General features: G+C 59.0%; 17 protein-coding genes. 15 read left to right on the forward strand and 2 right to left on the reverse strand.

All coding sequences use genetic code 11. The features are described from left to right. Positions 1-40 precede the first annotated feature (40 nt). Positions 41-553, reverse strand: a complete 513-nt coding sequence (locus FBAL_RS19485) for a GspH/FimT family pseudopilin (protein ID WP_013344302.1) — start codon at positions 551-553, stop codon at positions 41-43. A gap of 139 nt (positions 554-692) precedes the next feature. Here FBAL_RS19485 and pilV point away from each other — a divergent pair, with 139 nt between their 5' ends. From pilV to FBAL_RS04110, 11 genes are all read left to right on the forward strand, one after another. Beyond that, positions 693-1,244, forward strand: a complete 552-nt coding sequence (gene pilV, locus FBAL_RS04060; RefSeq protein ID WP_013344303.1) for a type IV pilus modification protein PilV — start codon at positions 693-695, stop codon at positions 1,242-1,244. Beyond that, the gene (locus FBAL_RS04065; protein WP_013344304.1) at positions 1,241-2,215 is read left to right on the forward strand and encodes a PilW family protein; all 975 of its coding nucleotides are present in this window, start codon (positions 1,241-1,243) and stop codon (positions 2,213-2,215) included. The genes pilV and FBAL_RS04065 overlap by 4 nt, the downstream gene beginning before the upstream one ends. Continuing rightward, a complete protein-coding gene (locus tag FBAL_RS04070) occupies positions 2,212-2,658 on the forward strand; it encodes a hypothetical protein (RefSeq protein WP_013344305.1) in 447 nt (148 codons plus the stop codon). The genes FBAL_RS04065 and FBAL_RS04070 overlap by 4 nt, the downstream gene beginning before the upstream one ends. Further along, positions 2,658-6,206: a pilus assembly protein gene (locus tag FBAL_RS04075; RefSeq protein ID WP_013344306.1), complete on the forward strand. Its 3,549-nt coding sequence runs from the start codon at positions 2,658-2,660 to the stop codon at positions 6,204-6,206. Before FBAL_RS04070 ends, FBAL_RS04075 begins: the two co-directional genes overlap by 1 nt. Next, positions 6,206-6,601 (forward strand): type IV pilin protein, encoded by a 396-nt coding sequence (locus tag FBAL_RS04080; protein ID WP_013344307.1) that lies wholly within the window; start codon positions 6,206-6,208, stop codon positions 6,599-6,601. The genes FBAL_RS04075 and FBAL_RS04080 overlap by 1 nt, the downstream gene beginning before the upstream one ends. Continuing rightward, positions 6,601-6,894 (forward strand): TapY2 family type IVa secretion system protein, encoded by a 294-nt coding sequence (locus tag FBAL_RS04085; RefSeq protein WP_013344308.1) that lies wholly within the window; start codon positions 6,601-6,603, stop codon positions 6,892-6,894. Before FBAL_RS04080 ends, FBAL_RS04085 begins: the two co-directional genes overlap by 1 nt. 91 nt (positions 6,895-6,985) lie before the next feature. Further along, positions 6,986-8,605 carry an NAD+ synthase gene (locus FBAL_RS04090; protein WP_013344309.1) on the forward strand — a complete coding sequence of 540 codons (1,620 nt, stop codon included), beginning with the start codon at positions 6,986-6,988 and terminating at the stop codon, positions 8,603-8,605. A 5-nt stretch (positions 8,606-8,610) separates the two neighbouring features. Next, positions 8,611-8,949, forward strand: coding sequence for a P-II family nitrogen regulator (locus FBAL_RS04095; RefSeq protein ID WP_013344310.1), 339 nt, complete (start codon positions 8,611-8,613; stop codon positions 8,947-8,949). Positions 8,950-9,782: 833 nt separating this feature from the next. Further along, positions 9,783-10,229: a hypothetical protein gene (locus FBAL_RS04100; RefSeq protein ID WP_013344311.1), complete on the forward strand. Its 447-nt coding sequence runs from the start codon at positions 9,783-9,785 to the stop codon at positions 10,227-10,229. Beyond that, positions 10,229-13,780 carry a pilus assembly protein gene (locus tag FBAL_RS04105; protein ID WP_013344312.1) on the forward strand — a complete coding sequence of 1,184 codons (3,552 nt, stop codon included), beginning with the start codon at positions 10,229-10,231 and terminating at the stop codon, positions 13,778-13,780. Before FBAL_RS04100 ends, FBAL_RS04105 begins: the two co-directional genes overlap by 1 nt. Before the next feature lie 24 nt (positions 13,781-13,804). Beyond that, positions 13,805-14,095, forward strand: a complete 291-nt coding sequence (locus FBAL_RS04110) for a TapY2 family type IVa secretion system protein (RefSeq protein ID WP_013344313.1) — start codon at positions 13,805-13,807, stop codon at positions 14,093-14,095. A gap of 94 nt (positions 14,096-14,189) precedes the next feature. Here FBAL_RS04110 and FBAL_RS04115 read toward each other — a convergent pair whose 3' ends face one another. Further along, positions 14,190-14,960: an outer membrane protein assembly factor BamD gene (locus tag FBAL_RS04115; protein WP_013344314.1), complete on the reverse strand. Its 771-nt coding sequence runs from the start codon at positions 14,958-14,960 to the stop codon at positions 14,190-14,192. A gap of 121 nt (positions 14,961-15,081) precedes the next feature. Here FBAL_RS04115 and rluD point away from each other — a divergent pair, with 121 nt between their 5' ends. The 4 genes from rluD (at position 15,082) to FBAL_RS04135 (ending at position 19,901) form a co-directional block, all read left to right on the forward strand. Beyond that, positions 15,082-16,053 (forward strand): 23S rRNA pseudouridine(1911/1915/1917) synthase RluD, encoded by a 972-nt coding sequence (gene rluD / locus FBAL_RS04120; RefSeq protein ID WP_013344315.1) that lies wholly within the window; start codon positions 15,082-15,084, stop codon positions 16,051-16,053. Next, a complete protein-coding gene (gene pgeF / locus FBAL_RS04125; RefSeq protein ID WP_013344316.1) occupies positions 16,053-16,784 on the forward strand; it encodes a peptidoglycan editing factor PgeF in 732 nt (243 codons plus the stop codon). Before rluD ends, pgeF begins: the two co-directional genes overlap by 1 nt. 74 nt (positions 16,785-16,858) lie before the next feature. Further along, a complete protein-coding gene (gene clpB / locus FBAL_RS04130; protein WP_013344317.1) occupies positions 16,859-19,432 on the forward strand; it encodes an ATP-dependent chaperone ClpB in 2,574 nt (857 codons plus the stop codon). Positions 19,433-19,568: 136 nt separating this feature from the next. Continuing rightward, the gene (locus FBAL_RS04135) at positions 19,569-19,901 is read left to right on the forward strand and encodes a hypothetical protein (protein ID WP_013344318.1); all 333 of its coding nucleotides are present in this window, start codon (positions 19,569-19,571) and stop codon (positions 19,899-19,901) included. The last annotated feature ends 256 nt before the right edge of the window (positions 19,902-20,157 follow it).

A 20,157-nucleotide genomic window follows, 5' to 3' on the forward strand; every position in this document is an offset into this window, starting at 1 on the left:
TGTCTGAAACGCCGCCCTCGAGGGCGGCGTTTTTTTATGTTCAGTCGCAGTCTTCGGTATCGCTGTTGTAGCGGATCTGACCGGTATTGCTGATGCTGAGCTTGAGGCTGTACTCGCTGGTGGGACTGGCGGGGCAGTAGATCATCGAACCGCTATGGGCGGAGAAACCGTCGGCGCTGAAACGCACCTGATTCAGGGAGCTGCTGATCTTAAGGTGGTCTTGGTCATCGATGCCCTGGCGCTGCTGAAGGCGTTCTTCACCCGCATCCAGGGCATTATCTGCGTCGGTGTCGACAAAGATGTCGTAGCCCAGGTTCCACTGGCCGTCGCAGGCGTTTTCGGCATCAAGATGGCAGACCGTCACACTGGTCTGGTAGGCCGCCGCCATCTGGCGGGCGTAATTCAGGTCGGTATACCAGGTCGCGACCGCATCCTGAGCGCGGCTGCGGTTACTCAAGTCGGTCAGGGCAGGAACGCCGATCCCCAGCAGAATGGCGGCAATGACCAGTGCCACCATCAGTTCCACCAAAGTTAATCCTCTATTACGGCGCATTATGACTTCACTCCGTTGTGGTTGCCCAAACTGTCCATAGTGATTTGTAATATTATATATTTGTCGGTTGAAATGTTATCATGGCGTGTCATTTTTGGCCGTTGGGCCAAAGCCGCCAGTGAGCAGGGATGCAACACAGATGCGACGTCAGCAAGGGATTACACTTATTGAAGTGCTGGTTGCTGCGGTGGTGATCACCGTCGGCCTGCTGGGTGTATTTCAATTACATCTGACCGCCAAGCGCGGCAGCTTTGAGTCATACAACTATACCCAGGCCCTATCGCTGGCCAGCGACGTGATTGAACGCATCCGCGTTAACCCCTCCCGTCTCGCCAACTACGCCGCCATCAATTACGGCAGTGGCAGCTACACCCTGCCATCGACCCCCTGCCACGAGAGTGGTGGTGCCATCAATCGCTGCACCCCGGATCAAATGCTGCTGTGGGATCAGTATCTCTGGGATCAGCAGTTACTTGGAACTGATGAGCGAATTGGGGAGCGAAACCTTGGCAGCCCCGCCAATATGACCGGCTGCATCTATGTCTCCGGCAACGATGTTGAAGTCGTGGTGAGCTGGCGCGGGATGAACGCCACCCGTGATGGCGCCGGTGAGGACAGCAGTAACTGCGGTAGCGCCGATAACCACCGCCGTATGGTGCGGGTCGAAACCGTTATCGTGGAGGGGGTATGAATCAGCAACGTGGCTTGACCCTGCCGGAGCTGATGGTGGCGATGGTGATCGGTCTTTTTATCACCGGTGCCAGTCTGTCGGTGTTTGTGATGTCCTCGTCCAGTGTTCAGTCTACCGGCCAGTACAACCAGTTGCAGGAGAGTGCTCGTCTGGCGCTACGCCTGCTGGAAGAGGACATTGCCCAGGCCGGATTCTTCGCGGATCTGACCGGGGTTGACCTGATTGGCGGCGCCAACGTCACCGTGCCCGGTAGTATCGTGGGTACCGATTGCGTCGGTGATGGCCTTAACAACGGCACCTTCCCCAATGGCATGGGCCACTTCCGCACACTGTGGGCCTTTACCAAGGGCAGCGGCGGCAGCCTCACCTGCGAAAACGGGGCCCTGAGTGGCTCCGACGTGATTCAGATTAAACGCCTGGTGGGACCGGAGGTGGTGGGCAGCACCGCCAGCGGGCGCTACTACATGACGCTGAACGTCAATGAGGGCCAGTTTTTTGATGGGGCCGGCACCGCCCCCACCCTGACCAGCGGACGGGTTTACCAGTATCAGCACCGTGTCTACTACGTACGTAATAACGTCGGGGGCATTCCATCGTTGTACCGCCATACCCTGTCGACCGCCGATATGCTGGCAGGCCCTCAATCCTTGGTTGAAGGCATCGAGTCGATGCAGTTCGAGTTCGGGGTCGACTTTGATGAGGACAGCACGGTGGACAGCTACCTGACCTCCTCGCAGGTGACGGATGACATCTGGGACAGCCGCAATGATGTGCGCATTCTGGCGGTTCGGGTTCACCTGTTGCTGCGGGCTCTTGAGTCGGACAGCAGCTATGACACCGGTGACACCGTGCAGTACCGCATGCCCAACGGCACCATCCGTGCCGGGGACGATGGGTTTCGTCGCAAGCGGGTGTCCACCACCATCATGTTGAATAACCCGCTGCTGATCAGCCACCGGAGCGCAGAATGAACCGACAACAGGGCATGGTGCTGGTGGTCAGCATCCTGATACTGCTGGTGTTGACCCTTATCGCGGCAGGATTGGCCAGTCGGGCCACGATGACCACCCAGATGGCATCGGCGTCCAATGCCCGGGGCACCGCACTGCACCTGGCCAATGGTGCGCAGGCCGGCTATGTCGAACAGCAACGGTTGGCTCGGGGAGCCAGTTTGCTGATCACCAATAACGGGGTTAATACCACCGTTGACGCGGGCACCGGTGCCAACAACCAGCTCACTTTTCGGATTGAAACCCAATGTCGTCGTTCTCGCACCGCCACCGCATCCAGTGTGATGGCGTGCCGTCAGAATGAATTGGAAAGTACGGTTAATTTTGGCAAGAACCAGCGCGGCCAACTGTCGGTTGTGGCAGGGGTTGAGCAGCCGGTTCTCTACAGTTCGGGGGGATTGTAATGCTTTGCCAGGGACGGGCAGTGGTGTTGGCCGCCAGCCTCAGTGCGGCCATGGGAATGGCCATCGCGGACGACACTGAGCTTTATGTGGCCGGAGGGTTGGCGACGGGAGCCGGACGTCCTCAGGTCCTTATCATTTTTGATAATTCCGGCTCGATGGACACCGAAGAGGCGGTGGCTGCGGCGCCCTTTGATCCCACTTATGACTACACCGGCGATAATGGCGACCGCATCTATTACATCAAAGGTTCCGCGGATCCGGATGAGTACCCTGACCCCCTCGACAGTGATGAGGAGCGCTACTTCTCACCCCAAATCAACGGCTGTGAAAGCAGCAAGCGGGTGGTGTCCAGTGGCCTGACGGTATTGGAACAAGAGGGTTATTTCACCAGTAACTTCCGCCGCTTCCAATACAACCGTAAGGCCAGCGACTCCGGGCATTACTGGCGTAAGCTGCCCAGCGAATTCAAAGACAACATTCGCGATAAAACCGTCGTGGATTGTCTTGCGGACCTGCAGGCGGGATTGGCTCAGAACGCCCCCAACCACCCCCATTCTGATCTGCGCGGCACCGGTTTCCCGCGTAATGACAGCAAAACTCAGCCCTATGACGGCACCTCCCCATCGGCGTCGCAATCAACGCTGGATGCGGCAGCGGAAAATGCCATGGACGTGACGGCGTTTGGTAATGGCGATGCGGTGACCCTGTTTACCGAGAACTACCTGACCTACCTGCATCACCACAGCAGCAACACCAAGCGGCAGCGCATCGCGATTGCCCGGGACACCATCATCAGCCTGATCAATACCACCCCTGGGGTGGATTTTGGCCTGCAGGTGTTCAACCAGAACACCAATTCCGGCAGCACCATCGGCAGTAATGATGGTGGGCGTATCGTGGCGGGCATCAGGGAGATGACCGACAGCAACCGCAACAGCCTGACCAGCACCGTAGCCAGCCTGACGGCGGACACCTGGACACCATTATGTGAGTCGCTGTTTGAAGCCTACCGCTACTACTCCGGTGGCGCGGTACTGGGGGGCAATAAAGGCGGCAGCCTGACTCCGGCGGCGGACAGTTCGGTGGTCAGTGGCAGCAATTACATCAGCCCGATGTCCTCCTGCCAGCCGCAGTCCTACGTCATTCTGATCACCGATGGTGAACCCACCCGGGACGGCAGCTACAACAGCCTGATTGAAAGCGAATTGGGCCTCGGCAGCGATGACAAGGTGGACAGCAACTACCTGGCCGGCGTGGCGGGATGGATGTACAACAATGACGTCAACGAGACCCTGCAGGGGCGTCAGCGGGTTGCCACTTACACCATCGGCTTCTCCGAGGGGGCGACCGGAGCTGCCGGGTTGCTGGAGCAAACGGCACTGCAGGGCGGTGGCTCCTACTATGCGGCAGCGGATGCGTTAGCGTTGCAAAGCTCGTTGCAGCAGATCTTCAGCGAGATTCTGGCGGTCAACGCCAGCTTTACCTCGCCCTCTATTGCCGCCAACAGCTTTGACCGTACCCAAACCCTGGACGCGGTCTACTACGCCATGTTTCTGCCCTCGGACCGTCCCCGCTGGATGGGCAATCTGAAGAAGCTGAAGATCACCAGCAGTGGCAGCGTGGTGGACCAGAGTTCGGTATCCGCCATTGATGCCCAGGGCAACATCAGCGATCGGGCCTGCACCTACTGGACCAGCGCACAAACCTGCAGTGGCGCATCCAGTGGCGGCGACGGCAATGATGTCACCGTCGGCGGGGCGCTGGAGCAACTGGGATTACAGGCGACCCGACAGGTTCTGACCGACCCGGCAACCGGCGATGGTGCCCTGGTGGCGCTGAACCGTACCAGCCTGGCCAGTGCGGTGGGCAGCGAGGCGGAGCTGGTCAGTCGGATTGGTGCCGCTGGCAGCAATGAGCTTGATGGTTACGTCAGCTGGCTGCAAGGGCTGGACCCGGATGATGAGGATGAAGACGGCGCCAGCAATGACCGTCGGATTGACCTGATTGGCGACCCGCTGCACTCCAAGCCGCTGGCGATCAGCTTTGGTGGCACCAAGGGCGTCCGCATCCTGATGGGCACCAACCAGGGTTACATCCATATGTTCAGGGATGACGATACCCGCATCAGCGAAAGCTGGGCCTACTACCTGCCTGACATGCTGGGCACTCTGGATGAACTGCGCACCAATGCGCAGACCGGCGGCCATACGGTCTACGGCGTTGATGGCGCGCCATCCGCGTATGTCCATGACGTGGACGGAGACGGCAATATCGAAGCGCCCACCGATTCGGTGTACGTCTACTTTGGTTTGCGTCGAGGTGGGCGGGCTTACTACGCCCTGGATGTGTCGGACCCGGATAACCCCCGTCGGTTGTGGAAACTCAGCAACCAATCTCCGGGCATGAGTGAGCTTGGCCAAAGCTGGTCTGAGCCGGTGGTGACCACAATCCCGGCTAATGACGGGAACCCGGTGGTGATCTTTGGCGGTGGCTACGACCTTAATAAAGACAGCAACGGTGTTGGTTCCGCCGACAGCATGGGCCGCGCCATCTACATCGTGGATGCGGCCACCGGTGATCTGGTGCATCGATTTGAAGCTGGAGCGACGGCGGCGGAAGGGGTGACACCGCTGCCAGCCGAGGATGGCATCGCGGCAAAAATCAGTGCGCTGGACAGCGATGGTGACGGCCTGACGGATCGCCTCTATGCGGTGGATACCGGTGCCAACATCTGGCGGGTGGACATGCCGGGTACCGACCGGGATGGCTGGTCGGTTCATCAATTTGCCGAGCTGGGGGGCGATACCCTGGCGGATGATCGCCGATTCTTCGGTGAGGTCAGCGTGGCGCAAACCAGTTTTGAGCTGGTGGAAAATCTGGTGATGAATGAGGGAGAAGAGGACGAAGCCACCCTGACCACCTCGGTGGAGGTGCCCTATGACGCGGTGGTTGTGGGGTCCGGGAATCGGGCCCACCCCAACGCCAGTGGCACTCAGGACTACCTGTTTGCGCTGCAGGATCGCAATATTCAGACCCAAACCTTCGGTACGACCGAGAACCCGGCACCGGCACCGATCACCCCCGGTAACCTCTACAGTGTGTCCGGCGATCCCTTTGGCAACGCCAGCACCGACAGTGAACGGCTGAACCAACAGTTGGCCCTCGGCCAGAAGCTGGGGTGGTATTACCCCCTGGCACCGTCGGAGAAAGCCTTGTCAGCGCCGGTGGTGGTGGCGGGGGTGGCTTACTACGCCACCTTCCTGCCGGGAACCGTGGCAGAGGCCAACTCCTGTGTGGCTGCCGGGGAGGGCTTTTTCTACGCCTTCTCGCTGCAGGAGGGGATCAGCATCAACAACTTCAGCGTCGGGGCGCGACTGCCGGATACACCCCAGATTTTGGTGCCTCCCGCACCGGAACCGGTGCCGGAAGATTGGGACCCTCAACTTTATCTGGTGGGGGTGGGCGCCGGTGAAGACCGTACCGGTACCGTGGCCACCAACCAGACTCTGACCCCGCAGCGGGTGTATTACCACTATGGAGCGCAGTAATGAGCCATCGTAAGGAAGCGGGTTTAACCCTGGTTGAGTTGATGATTGTGGTGGTGGTGCTGGCCATCCTGGTTGGCATCGCGTACCCCAGTTACCAGGGGTATGTGGGCCGAAGCTATCGGGCGGAAGCCCACGCTGACCTGCATAAGCTGGCCAACCTTCAGGAGCAGTATTATCTGGACCAGCGTCAGTACACCGCCAATATGACCCAGTTGGGCATGGGGGCAGACCCGATGGTGTCGGACAGTGGCCGCTACAAAATCGATGCGACGGTCACCACGACCGGCTTCACCCTGACCGCCACTGCACAGGGGAGTCAGGCCTCCATCGACAGTGACTGCCGCGCTATGACCCTGAGCGATACCGGGGTGATGACCCCTCAGGAGTGTTGGTAATGCGCACGATGCTGATGTTGATGGTACTGGTCAGTGCCAACGCGGTCCAGGCCGACGACTGGCAGGACTATAAGTGCTATCTCACGGACAGGGATGGAGAGGCCTGGGTAAAGCTGTTTGAGATGCAGCCGCAAAACCGCCATAAGCAGCAGGCCAGCTTGGTGGGCGCACCGATGCTGGACAGCTTTGGTCGGCCAACCGGCTACATCAAAGCGGTGATGGAATGCGTTGGTGTGCGTGACACCTTCACTGACCCTCATGCCCGCTTGCTGGATGAACAAACCCCTAAGTAAATCGGCGTAACGGCGCGGACGCCCCGTTTCACCCGGGCCGCAGATCCGCTACCATGCTGCGATCCGATTCGAAGTAAGGAACGCGCGACGCATGAGCAAGCAATTGGTGGTGGCACTGGCCCAGCTGAACCTGACCGTGGGGGCCATTGAAGACAATGCCCAGAAGTGTCTGGAGTGGGCCGCCAAGGCGGAACAGCAAGGCGCCGACCTGGTGTTGTTTCCGGAACTGGCACTGACCGGCTACCCGCCGGAAGACCTGCTGCTGCGACCGGACTGTCAGGCTCGCGTGGATGAGGCGCTGGCGCAATTACAAGCCTATTCCGGCGACATCGCCATTCTGGTGGGTCACCCGGCCATGACGGAAGAGGGGCTGCGCAACCGAGCTTCTCTGATCCACCAGGGAGCGATCCTTGGTCATGTCGATAAACAGCGCCTGCCCAACTACCGGGTGTTCGATGAAGAGCGTTACTTCGAGCCCGCTGACCACAGTGCGGTGATCCCCTTTAAAGGCCATCAGCTCGGTGTGCTGATCTGTGAAGACATCTGGCATCCGGAACCGGTGAAACAGGTGACTGATCAGGGCGCGGACCTGCTGCTGACCCTCAACGCATCCCCCTTCGACATGTCCAAATTGACCGAGCGTCTGGACGTGTTGGAAGCCTGCACCGCCGAATCCGGCCTGGCGGTGGTGTACCTGAACCAGGTGTGTGGTCAGGATGAACTCATCTTTGATGGCCACTCACTGGTGATGGATGCCACCGGTCACATCTGTCACGAATTGCCGCAGTTTGAAGAATCGCTGCAACTGGTCCGCTTTACCGATGGCCAGCCTGATCAGGGCGAGCGCCATCCGCTGCCGAGTCAGGACGCTCAAGTCTATAACGCGCTGGTGCTGGCGGTGCGGGATTACGTGGGCAAGAACGGCTTTAAGGGCGCGGTTCTGGGTCTGTCCGGCGGCATCGACTCCGCCCTGACTCTGGCCATTGCCGCCGATGCCCTGGGGGCGGACAAAGTGCAGGCGGTTATGATGCCGTTCAAGTACACCTCCTCCATGAGTGTTGAAGATGCCCGCGCTCAGGCCGAAGCCCTGGGCGTGACCTATGACGTGGTTTCCATCGAGCCGATGTTTGACGCCTTTATGGGCCAGTTGGCCCCGATGTTTGAGGGCACTCAGAAGGACACCACCGAAGAGAACCTGCAGGCGCGGGCCCGTGGTGTGTTGTTGATGGCGTTGTCCAACAAGAGCGGCAAAATCCTGCTGACCACCGGCAACAAGAGCGAGATGGCGGTGGGTTACTGCACCCTGTATGGAGACATGTGTGGCGGTTTCGCGGTGATTAAGGATCTGCCGAAACTGCTGGTTTATCGCTTGTCACGCTACCGCAATACGCTCTCTGAGGTGATCCCGGAGCGGGTGATCACCCGTCCGCCGTCTGCGGAGCTGGCACCGGATCAGGTGGATCAGGACAGTCTGCCTCCGTATGATGTGCTGGATGACATCCTTGAGAGATATGTCGAGCGCGATCAAAGCCTTGAAGAGATCGTCGCGGCCGGTCACCGGGAAGCCGATGTGCGTCGGGTGATCCGTCTGACCGACATTAATGAGTACAAGCGACGCCAGGCTGCGGTCGGGCCCCGTGTGACTCCACGGGCGTTTGGTAAGGATCGTCGATACCCCATTACCTCTGGATTTGGCAAACGGAACTGGTAACGAAGATGAAAAAGCTGGAAGCGGTGATCAAGCCGTTCAAACTGGACGACGTGCGTGAAGCGCTGGGCGAAATTGGCATCACCGGCATGACCGTTCAGGAGGTCAAAGGGTTTGGCCGCCAGAAGGGACATACTGAACTGTACCGCGGTGCTGAGTACATGGTGGACTTCCTGCCCAAGGTGAAGATCGAAGTGGTGATCGCCGATGAACTGCTGGATCAGGCCATCGAAGCGATTGTGGATACCGCCCGAACCGGCAAAATTGGCGACGGCAAGATCTTTGTCACTGACATCGAACGGGTGATCCGCATCCGCACCGGTGAAGAGAACGAAGACGCCATCTGATTTCGCCACATCCCCTCCTTGTCGTTGGCAGGGAGGGGAGTCATGCCCCCACAGTTGTTTCTCCATCCCGCCACTTTCTGCTCCTGACCTTAACGCCACCCCGGTATCCCCCCGGTCAACTCGACGCTTTTGCGGATTATCTGATTCCGGTTGCCGCGCCGGCCTATGGCATTGATCGACCCGGGTTGCTGAACCGCCCCCGCCATCCTGGATTAATACCCGGTGCAGTCAGCCCCGCATTTACCGCAAACAATGCCCCGCTAATTCGATGAAAATGCAGCACTTATGGTGTCCATCGCTGACGCTTTATCAGCGCTCCGCCCAGCAGCAATGGGGTAATGAGGCTGACGGTCTGGGGCAGATGTTTTTCAATTCCGTTGTTTTGCAGATTGACCTGTCCAGCCGTATCTCTGGTCTGCAATCGCCCTCTGAACCGCGCGCGACGATAACGCTTATGCCCCGACGGGCTGGTGTGTCGGATGGTTGGAGTTGGCGCCGCCCGCTTTCACTCTGATCCAGTTGCTGGGGCGGCTTTGCACAGGCTCTACTATCGGCAGGTTTTTCAGGTCGAATGGGTGTTTGGGGGTCTCTCTATGGGCCAAGGCCGGGCCGCCTTATCGCGTGACACACAAGGGCTCTTCCGGGCCTCATATCGGACTCCAATCCCCCTGACTTTGCATCGTCCCGCTTTGTCAGCCCGCGAGTTCGTGCTCGACCGACAACCTGCCATTTTGGACCGCTATCTTTGCGGCACCCCCCAGGGTTCTTCAGTCCCGTGGGATGTCGAAGGGGGCCCTCCATCCAATCCGATAGTACTGCCGCAGGAGCGCAGGATGAATCGACAACAGGGCATGGTGCTGGTGGTCAGTATCCTGCTGTTACTGATGCTGACCTTGATTGCTGTGGGGTTGGCTTACCGGGCCAAGATGACCACTCAGATGGCATCCGCTTCTAACGCTCGCAGTACCGCACTGCACCTGGCCAATGGTGCCCAGATCCGTTTTGTGGAACAGCAGCGATTGGCTCTGGGTGGCAGCTTGTTGGTCACCAATCGTGGCGTCAGCACATCGATGGACGCCACAACAGGCGCCCGGCATCAACTCAGCTTTCGCATCGAAACCCAGTGTCGACGCTCCCGGACGGCAACCGCGGCGAGCGTTATGGCGTGTCGTCATAACGAACTGGAAACCCGGGTTAACTTCGGAAAAAACCAGCGAGGTCAGTTGTCCGTGGTGACAGGGCTGGAACAACCGGTGTTATCCAGCTCGGGGGGATTGTGATGCAGAAATACCGATACCGCGGTGTGCTGGCGGCGGCTTTTAGTGCCATTGCGGTCGTGGTCTCCAATGCAACGATGGCAGATGATACCGAGCTTTATGTGGCAGGCATTCAGGACGAAGACGCGTCGCGACCTAAGGTACTGATCATCTTTGATAACTCTGGCTCTATGTTGGAGCTGGAGTGGGTGGAAGCTGGCCCTTATGACCCTAACCATGACTACACCGGAGAGGGCGGCAATCGCCTCTACTATGTCAAAGGTGCCGTATCCACCGATCAATATCCGGACCCACAGGACAGCAACGAAACACGCTATCTCTATCCGCAAAACAACGCCTGTGCTGCCAGCTTGGCGCTGCATCCCAGCAGCGACACCCTGTCGATATTGCAGTACGAAGGGCGCTTTACCAGTGGGGTAAGACACTTCTCGGTATCTTACCCCCAGTGGCGGAGACTGCCTGACTCCATCCAGTCCGAGCTCGTACGCAAGCATTCGATATTCGATTGTGTCGCCGACCTGGACAATGCCAACCCCAACAATGCACCCGCCGCCCTGAGTCCTCTTTTTCGGGGGGAGGGCTTTCCTCAGAACCGTTTTATGAGATCGCCCTATGATGGCACATCGCCTTCTGCCTCACTTAGCGAGCGGGAGAGGGCCGCGGATGATGCAAGGAACTCAACGCAGTTTGGCCAGAATGACGTGGTTACCCTGTTCACCGAAAACTACCTGACCTACTTGCATCATCACAGCGGCTCGGTTCAGCGTCAGCGGATTACCATTGCCCGAGAGACGACCAACAGCTTGATCAACACGACGACGGGGGTCGATTTCGGTTTGATGGTGTTCAACAGGAACCGCAATTCCGGTAACACCATTGGCAGTGACGATGGCGGGCGCATTGTTGAAGGCATTCGAGAAATGACGGAGAGCAATCGGGCCGATTTGGTGAACACCGTGAGCAGCTTAGAAGCGACGTCCGACACGTCGTTATGCGAGTCACTGTTTGAAGCTTATCGTTACTTCTCAGGAGGTGCGGTACTCGGCGGCAACAAAGGTGGCGCGCTACTGCCAGCAGCGGACGATAGCGTTGTCAGCGGTGATAACTACATCAGCCCTCTCTCATCCTGTCAGGCGAACTCGTACGTCCTCCTGATGACTGATGGCAGCCCATACCGGGACAATAGCCTGAATACGCTGATCGAAAGCGAGTTGGGGTTGACCGCCGCAGATAAGCACAACGGCAGTCATCTGCCGGGTGTGGCGGAGTGGATGTACCAGAATGACATGAATACCTCCGCGACAGGCCACCAAAAGGTCGTGACCTATACGGTTGGTTTCTCTCAAGGCGCCGTCGATGCCGCCGAGTTGTTGGAGCAAACGGCACATCGCGGCGGAGGGCTCTATTACCCAGCGAATGACGCTGCAGCTCTGCAAAGCTCCTTACAGCAAATTGTCAGCGAAATCCTGTCGGTCAATACCAGCTTTACTTCGCCCTCGGTCGCAGCCAATAGCTTTGATCGCACTCAAACTCTGGATTCACTCTATTACGCGATGTTTCTGCCCTCGGACCGGCCTCGCTGGATGGGGAATCTAAAGAAACTGAAGGTCAACAGCGAAGGTCTGGTGGTGGATCAAAATGGTGTGCTGGCGATCAATGCCCGGGGCAACATCAGTGATGGGGCCTGTACCTACTGGACCCGCGCACAAACCTGCAGTGCGACCGATGGTGGGGGCGATGGCAACGATGTCACCGTTGGAGGCGCACTGGAACAGCTTGGGGTACAGGCGGTTCGCCGAATCCTGACGGACCCGGCCAGCGGCAATGGTGCCTTGGTTCCACTGACTCGTGCCAGCCTCAGCAGCGCCCTGGGCAGCGAGAGTGAGCTGATCAGCCGGATAGGCGCAGCGGGAGCCGGCGAGTTGAATGGCTACGTCAGTTGGTTGCAGGGGCTGGACCCGGATGACGAGGATGGGGATGGCGCCAGCAATGATCGCCGGGTGGACCTGATTGGGGATCCTCTGCACTCCAAACCGTTGGCGATCAACTACGGCGGCACCAAAGGGGTACGTATCCTGATGGGCACCAATCAGGGTTTCGTCCATATGTTTAAAGATGAGGATACTGCCATCAGTGAAAGCTGGGCCTATTACCTGCCCGATATGCTTGGCACGCTGAATGAACTGCGCACTAACCCTCAAACGGGTGGCCATACCGTGTATGGGGTCGATGGTGTTGCTGCCGCTTATATTAACGATGTGAATGGCGACGGCATTATCGAAGCATCCACGGATTCGGTGTCCCTGTACTTCGGGCTGCGCCGAGGGGGGCGGGCGTACTATGCCCTTGACCTCTCGGACCCGGATAACCCGAGCCGATTGTGGAAGCTCAGTAACGAGTCCACTGGCATGGACGAGCTTGGGCAAAGCTGGTCTGAGCCAATCATTACCAGAATCCCGGGTAACAATAACAAACCGGTGGTGATATTTGGGGGAGGGTACGACCTCAATAAGGACGGCCGGGCAGTTGGCTCTGCCGACAGCATGGGGCGCGCCATCTACATTGTGGATGCGGCTACGGGCGCTCTGGTACACCGCTTTGAAGCGGGAGCCGCGCTGGCCGAAGGGGTGACGCCGCTGCCGGCCGAAGACAGCATTGCCGCCAAGATCAGCGTGCTCGACAGTGACGGTGATTCAGTGACTGACCGCCTCTATGCGGTGGACACCGGTGGCAATATCTGGCGCGTTGATATGCCGGGTACCGACAGCGGGGACTGGTCCGTTCATCACTTTGCCGAGTTAGGCGGTGATACCCAGGCCAACGACCGTCGCTTTTTCGGCGAGGTCAGCGTGGCACAGACCAGCTTCGAGCTGGTGGAAAATCTGGTGGTGAATGAAGGGAAAGAGGGGGAGACCACCGTGACCGCCTCCAGCGAAGTCCCCTATGACGCGGTATTGGTAGGCTCAGGAAACCGTGCGCATCCAAATGGCACTGGTACTCAGAATTACCTGTTTGCCTTGCAGGACCGTAATATCCGAACCCAAACCTTTGGCACCGAGAGTAACCCGGCGCCCGAGCCGATCAGGATCAGTAACCTTTACAGCGTTTCTGGCGATCCCTTCGGCAGTGCGGATGGCGAGGAAGCGCTGCTGGCCGAGCAGCTGGCCCTTGGCCAGAAATTGGGGTGGTACTTTCCATTAGCGCCCTCCGAAAAGGCATTGTCGGCGCCACTGGTGGTGTCGGGCGTGGCCTACTACACAACCTATGTACCGGGCACAGTATCGGCCGCAAACTCTTGCGTGGCGCCGGGAGAGGGCTTCTTCTATGCCTTCTCACTGCAGGACGGGATCAGTATTAATAAGTTCAGTACGGGCGAAGGCGTGCCGGATACCCCCCAAATTGTCGTGCCGCCGGATCCGGACCCGGATACCGAGGGCTGGAATCCGCAACTGCACTTGGTTGGGGTTGGGGCCGGTGATAAGGGAGCGGGGACGGTAGCGACCAATCAGACTCTGACCCCGCAGCGGGTGTATTACCACTATGGCGCCCACTAAGGCGTGAGCAAAAGGAGATGGGCGATGCGAAGAACACTGATGTTGGTGGCGCTTTGTGCCAGCCCTGTGCTGGCGGACGAGTGGCGTGACTACAAGTGTTATCTCAAGGACAGAAGTGGCCAAGCCTGGGTTCACCTGCTGATGATGCAGCCGGAAAATCGTTACCGGCAGCAGAACCAGCTGCCGGGGCAGCCGCTCTTGGACAGCTTTGGGCAACCCCTGGCGTACATCAACAAAGTGATTGAATGCGTTGGTGTGGATGAGCGCTTTACCCGTCACGACGCTCGTCTGTTGGATGAGCAAACTCCTAAGTAGGTGCGCCTGGTCATCCGGGGGCGGATGACGGGCACAGGCCCATCAAGCACAAAAAAAGGCGCCGAATGGGCGCCTTTTTGCTGTCTGCGTACACTCAGTAACGACTGGCGACGCGGTTATCCGGGAAGGTGGCTTTCAGCACGCTGACGCTGTGATCCCGCATCGCTTCCTGACCCAGCTCATCGTAGCTGGTGATCATGATCTCCAGCGCACGCTCGGTGGCGGGGGTGCCAGGGTAAGTTTCCAGTACCTGTTGTGCGCGGTTGGCGGCACCCACCCAGGCTTCCATGGTGACGTAGTACTCAGCCACCTTTAGGGAGAACTCGGCGAGGCGGTTCTTCAGCATGATCATGCGACGCTGGGCATCTGGCGCATAGCGGCTGTTCGGGTAACTCTTAACCAGGGTTTCAAAGTCGCGGAACGCGGCAACGGCGTTGCTTGGGTCACGGTCGGTGCGATCGATGCCCAACATGTCGTGGAACAGATAGCTGTCCGCCTGCATGTTGACCAGGCCACGCATATAGTAGACGTAGTCGATGTCCGGGTGAGTCGGGTTAAGACGGATAAAGCGGTCGACGTTGGCCAGTGCGCTGGCGCTGTCATCGAGCTTGTAATAGGCGTAGATCAAGTCCAGCTGAACCTGAGTCTTGTGGGGCCCGAAGGGGTAACGGCTGTCCAGCGCTTCCAATACCTGGGACGCTTTGGTGAAGTTGCCCAGTTCCATGGCTTGACGCGCATCGGCGTACAGGGCTTCCGGAGTGCGGTCTTCCACCACATAGCCGGAGCGGTCGCCGGTGCTGGAGCAGGCGGACAGGGCAAAAACGCTGCTCAGAGCGAGCAACAGCGAACCTGTGATCTTGCGCATGCTAAGTTGAGATCCCTTATCTGGCCGTGCGTGACGAGGTCAAAACACGATAAAATGCAATCTGAGCGATTCTAACAGAACTGATATTGATTTCGAGCCTTTGTGGCCTGAGCCCAACACTATGACGCAACAACTTGAACTTGAAGGAGTTATCTCCGACAGCCAACTGGGTCAACGACTCGACCAAGCGCTGGCGGAGTGCTTCCCTGATTATTCTCGCAGCCGGATCAAAGAGTGGATCCTGGCGGAGCGAGTCAGCCTGAATGGCAAAACCGTGGCCAAGCCGCGGGAAAAAGTGATGGGTGGCGAAGCGGTCCTTATCCAGGCCGAATTCGAAGAAGAGGTGGCGGCCAAGCCGCAAGACATCGCCCTCGACATCGTTTACGAAGATGACGACATCCTGGTGATCAATAAGCCGGCGGATCTGGTGGTGCATCCCGGCGCCGGTAACCACGACGGCACCGTACTGAATGCCTTGCTGCACCACTGCCCGTCCATCGCCAACGTGCCTCGGGCCGGCATCGTGCACCGTCTGGATAAAGACACCACCGGTTTGATGGTGGTGGCGAAAACCATCCCGGCGCAGACCCACCTGGTGGCACAACTGCAGGCCCGTGAGATCACCCGTGAATACGAAGCGATCGCCCTGGGCGTGATGACCGCTGGTGGCCATGTTGATGAGCCGATTGGCCGTCATCCGCAGCGCCGCACCCATATGGCGGTGACCGAGCTGGGCAAACCGGCGGTGACGCACTATCGCATCCGCGAGAAGTTCCGAGCCCACACCCGCCTGCGCCTGCGCCTGGAAACCGGCCGGACTCACCAGATCCGTGTGCACATGGCCCACCTGGGTCATCCGCTGGTGGGTGATCCGCTGTACAGCGGTCGTCCTCGCCCGGTAAAAGGCTGGAGTGAAGAGTTGCGTGAATTCCTGCGTCGCTTTAACCGTCAGGCCCTGCACGCTGCAATGCTGCGTCTGGAGCATCCGATCACCGGTGAGATGATGCAGTGGACTGCCCCTATCCCGGACGACATGGTGCGCCTGACTGAACTGCTGCGCCGCGATACTGAAGAGCACGGATTCGACTACTGATGTGGTTTGCGGTGGATTGGCCGGCACCGGCCAATGTTCGGGCCATCAGCACCGACCGCCTTGGCGGCGAGTCGGTGGCGCCCTACGAGAGCCTTAACCTGGGTGGCCATGTCGGTGATGAGGCCGCGGTGGTGCTGGCCAATCGGGCCGCATTAAGCCGTGACGCCGGATTGCCCAATGAGCCCGCCTGGCTGAACCAGGTGCACGGCACTGACGTGGTTTGCCTGCCGCTGACCCTGGCGGCCCCCGATGCCGATGCCAGCTACAGTGCTCAGGCTGATCAGGTCTGTACCGTGATGACGGCGGATTGTCTGCCGGTGCTGTTCTGCAATGCCGATGGCACCGAGGTGGCAGCGGCCCATGCCGGCTGGCGTGGATTGCTGGATGGCGTACTGGAAGCCACCCTGTCACGGTTTCAGGCATCACCGGATGCCATCATGGCCTGGATGGGGCCGGCAATTGGCCCGAAGGCGTTCGAAGTCGGGCCCGAAGTTCGGGCGCAGTTTATTGCCCGTGAAGCATCGGCTGCCGAAGCCTTTGTGGCGCAACCCAATGGCAAGTACCTGGCGGATCTTTATGTGCTCGCCCGGCAACGTTTGCTGCAGGCTGGCGTCACCCGTGTCTATGGCGGTGAGGCCTGCACCTTCAGCGAGCCTGAGCGTTTCTTCTCCTACCGTCGTGATGGCCAAACGGGCCGTCAGGCCAGCCTGATCTGGTTTACCACCCCTTGAAATTGGTCGCCGGGGCCCCCAAATAACGGATAACCGCCCACAAGGGCATTAGACGTTTTAAAGGGGGGCTTCATATGCGACTTGACCGTATGACCAGCAAGTTCCAGCTGGCGATCTCCGACGCTCAATCCCTGGCCCTGGGCCGGGACCATCAATACATCGAACCGACGCATCTGATGCTGGCCCTGTTGAATCAGGATGGCGGCACCGTGCGTCCGTTGTTGCAACTGTGCAACGTCGACCTTAATACCCTGCGCAGCAAACTGACCCAGGCTCTGGACGCCATGCCTAAGGTGACCGGCGGCGATGCGGAAGTGCAGTTGTCCCGGGAATTGGTCAAAGTGCTGAACCTGTGCGACAAGCTGGCGCAGAAACGCAAAGATCAATACATCTCCAGCGAGCTGTTTGTGCTGGCGGCGGTGGAAGCCCGTGGTGCCCTGGGGGAGACCCTGCTGCAGTTGGGCGCCGACAGCAAAAAGATTGAAGCCGCCATCGAGCAGGTGCGCGGCGGCGCCAAAGTGGATGACCCTGGTGCCGAAGACCAGCGCCAGGCGCTGGACAAATACACCATCGACCTGACCGAGCGGGCCGAGCAGGGCAAGCTCGATCCGGTGATCGGCCGGGACGATGAGATCCGCCGTACCATTCAGGTGCTGCAGCGCCGGACCAAAAACAACCCGGTGCTGATCGGTGAGCCCGGTGTGGGTAAAACCGCCATCGTCGAAGGGCTGGCCCAGCGCATCATTAATGGTGAAGTGCCGGAAGGGCTCAAAGATAAGCGGGTGCTGTCCCTGGATATGGGCGCCCTGCTGGCGGGCGCCAAGTACCGTGGTGAGTTTGAAGAGCGCCTGAAAGCGGTGCTGAACGAACTGTCGAAAGAGGAGGGTCGGGTGATTCTCTTTATCGACGAGTTGCACACCATGGTCGGTGCGGGTAAAGCCGATGGCGCCATGGACGCGGGCAATATGCTTAAGCCGGCGTTGGCCCGTGGTGAGTTGCACTGCGTGGGGGCCACCACCCTGGATGAATACCGCCAGTACGTCGAGAAAGACGCGGCACTGGAGCGACGCTTCCAGAAAGTGCTGGTGGATGAACCCAGTGTGGAAGACACCATCGCCATTCTGCGTGGCCTGAAAGAGCGCTATGAGCTGCACCACAGTGTCGAGATCACCGATCCGGCGATCGTTGCGGCGGCGACTCTGTCACACCGCTACCTGTCCGAGCGTAAGTTGCCGGATAAGGCCATCGACCTGATCGACGAAGCGGCCTCCAGCATCCGTCTGGAGATCGACTCCAAACCGGAGCCGCTGGACAAACTGGAACGTCGCATTATTCAGCTGAAGCTGGAGGAGCAGGCGCTCAGTAAAGAGACCGACGAAGCCAGCCACAAGCGACTTGAGCTGCTGAAAGAGCAGCTGTCGGATCTGGAGCAGCAATTCCGTGAGCTGGATGAGATCTGGAATACCGAGAAAGCCGCTCTGGCGGGAACTCAGCACATCAAAGCGGCACTGGAGCAGGCGCGTCAGGATCTGGAAGTGGCCCGTCGCGCCAGTGACCTGAACCGGATGTCCGAGCTGCAGTACGGACGCATCCCGGAGCTGGAGAAGCAGCTCGACCTTGCCGCTCAGGCGGAGATGCAGGAGATGACCCTGCTGAAGAACCGGGTCACCGACGCCGAGATTGCCGAAGTGCTGGCCAAGGCGACCGGCATCCCGGTGGCCAAGATGCTGGAAGGTGAGCGGGACAAACTGCTGCGTATGGAAGAGGCGCTGCACCGTCGCGTGGTCGGGCAGGATGAAGCGGTCGATGCCGTTTCCAATGCCATTCGACGCAGCCGTGCCGGCTTGTCAGATCCGAACCGGCCCATTGGTTCCTTCCTGTTCCTGGGCCCGACCGGCGTCGGTAAGACCGAGCTGTCCAAAGCGTTGGCCCACTTTATGTTCGACAGTGCCGACGCCATGGTGCGGATCGACATGTCCGAGTTTATGGAGAAACACTCCGTGGCTCGCCTGGTGGGTGCACCTCCGGGTTATGTCGGCTACGAGGAGGGGGGCTACCTGACCGAAGCGGTTCGTCGTAAACCCTACTCGGTGATCCTGCTGGACGAAGTGGAAAAGGCGCATCCGGATGTGTTCAACATTCTGTTGCAGGTGCTTGACGATGGCCGCCTGACCGACGGTCAGGGCCGTACCGTCGATTTCCGTAACACCGTGATCATCATGACGTCCAACCTGGGCTCCGATCAGATCCAGCAGCACTTCGGTGAGCTGGCCTATCCGGAGCTGAAAGAGTTGGTCTATGGCGTACTGCTGCAATCCTTCCGCCCCGAGTTTCTCAACCGGGTGGATGAAACCGTCGTGTTCCATCCGCTGGCGCAGGAGCAGATCGCCGAGATTGCGCGAATTCAGCTGAAAGGGCTGGAGAAGCGGTTGGCGGAAAAAGAGTATGAACTGCGCATCAGCGACGAGGTACTCGCCAGCCTGGCCACTGCCGGTTTCGACCCGGTGTTTGGCGCGCGGCCGTTGAAGCGGGCCATTCAGCAAAAGCTGGAGAACCCGTTGGCGCAGCAAATCCTGGCGGGCAAACTGCTGCCGGGGCAGCCGATCGAAGTGGTTCAGCAAAGCGACGGTCTTGGCTTCATTCAATAAGCCGAGGCGGATCGGAAAGGAAAAGGAGGAGCATGGCTCCTCCTTTTTTGTTATATGCCCCGGGCCAAGCGATCTAAAAGCCACGGCGCACAACTGCTATCTGTTATCAGGAAGCCCAACGATTTGAGAGGGACTTATGAAACGACTGGCAATAGTGGCGTTGGCGTTATGGGCGTTACCGGTGGCGGCTAACTATTACGGAGGGGTACGCCTGTCCGAGCTAGTGCAGCAATCTCAGGATAAACCCACGGTACTGGCACAGGCCGACAGCATTGATGCGTTGCAACAGCAGTTGGCCGCTCAAGGGGAAGCGGTTGCTGACATCAATAGCCTGATCAGTGACTCCCCAACCGCTGCGGGGGGCACCGAAGGCCCTCGAATTGAAGCGCGAACCGTAGTGGACCGGTGCTACTTCAGCTATCAGGCCACCGCCTGTAGCACCAAAGTGGTGTATCAACTGATTGAGTAATAGAGCAAAGCGTTCCTTGATTCGGTTTTAATAGAACCGACTGCTCTGTAAAAACGCCGCCATGCGGCGTTTTTTTGTTCTAGAATGTGCAGTCCGTGCCGAGAAACGCTGAGAAAGCCAGCGGGTTGTTGGTTATCTGGGCAGTCGGTGCGTGGGGGCGATAAAAGGGGTTGCGGACTGAAAACGCCGCCCTATAATGCGCTCCCTGTCGACGGGGCAAGGCGGAACACAAAACGCTGAGCCACCAAGGCCTCCA

This window comes from Ferrimonas balearica DSM 9799, assembly GCF_000148645.1.
GTDB lineage: Bacteria > Pseudomonadota > Gammaproteobacteria > Enterobacterales > Shewanellaceae > Ferrimonas > Ferrimonas balearica.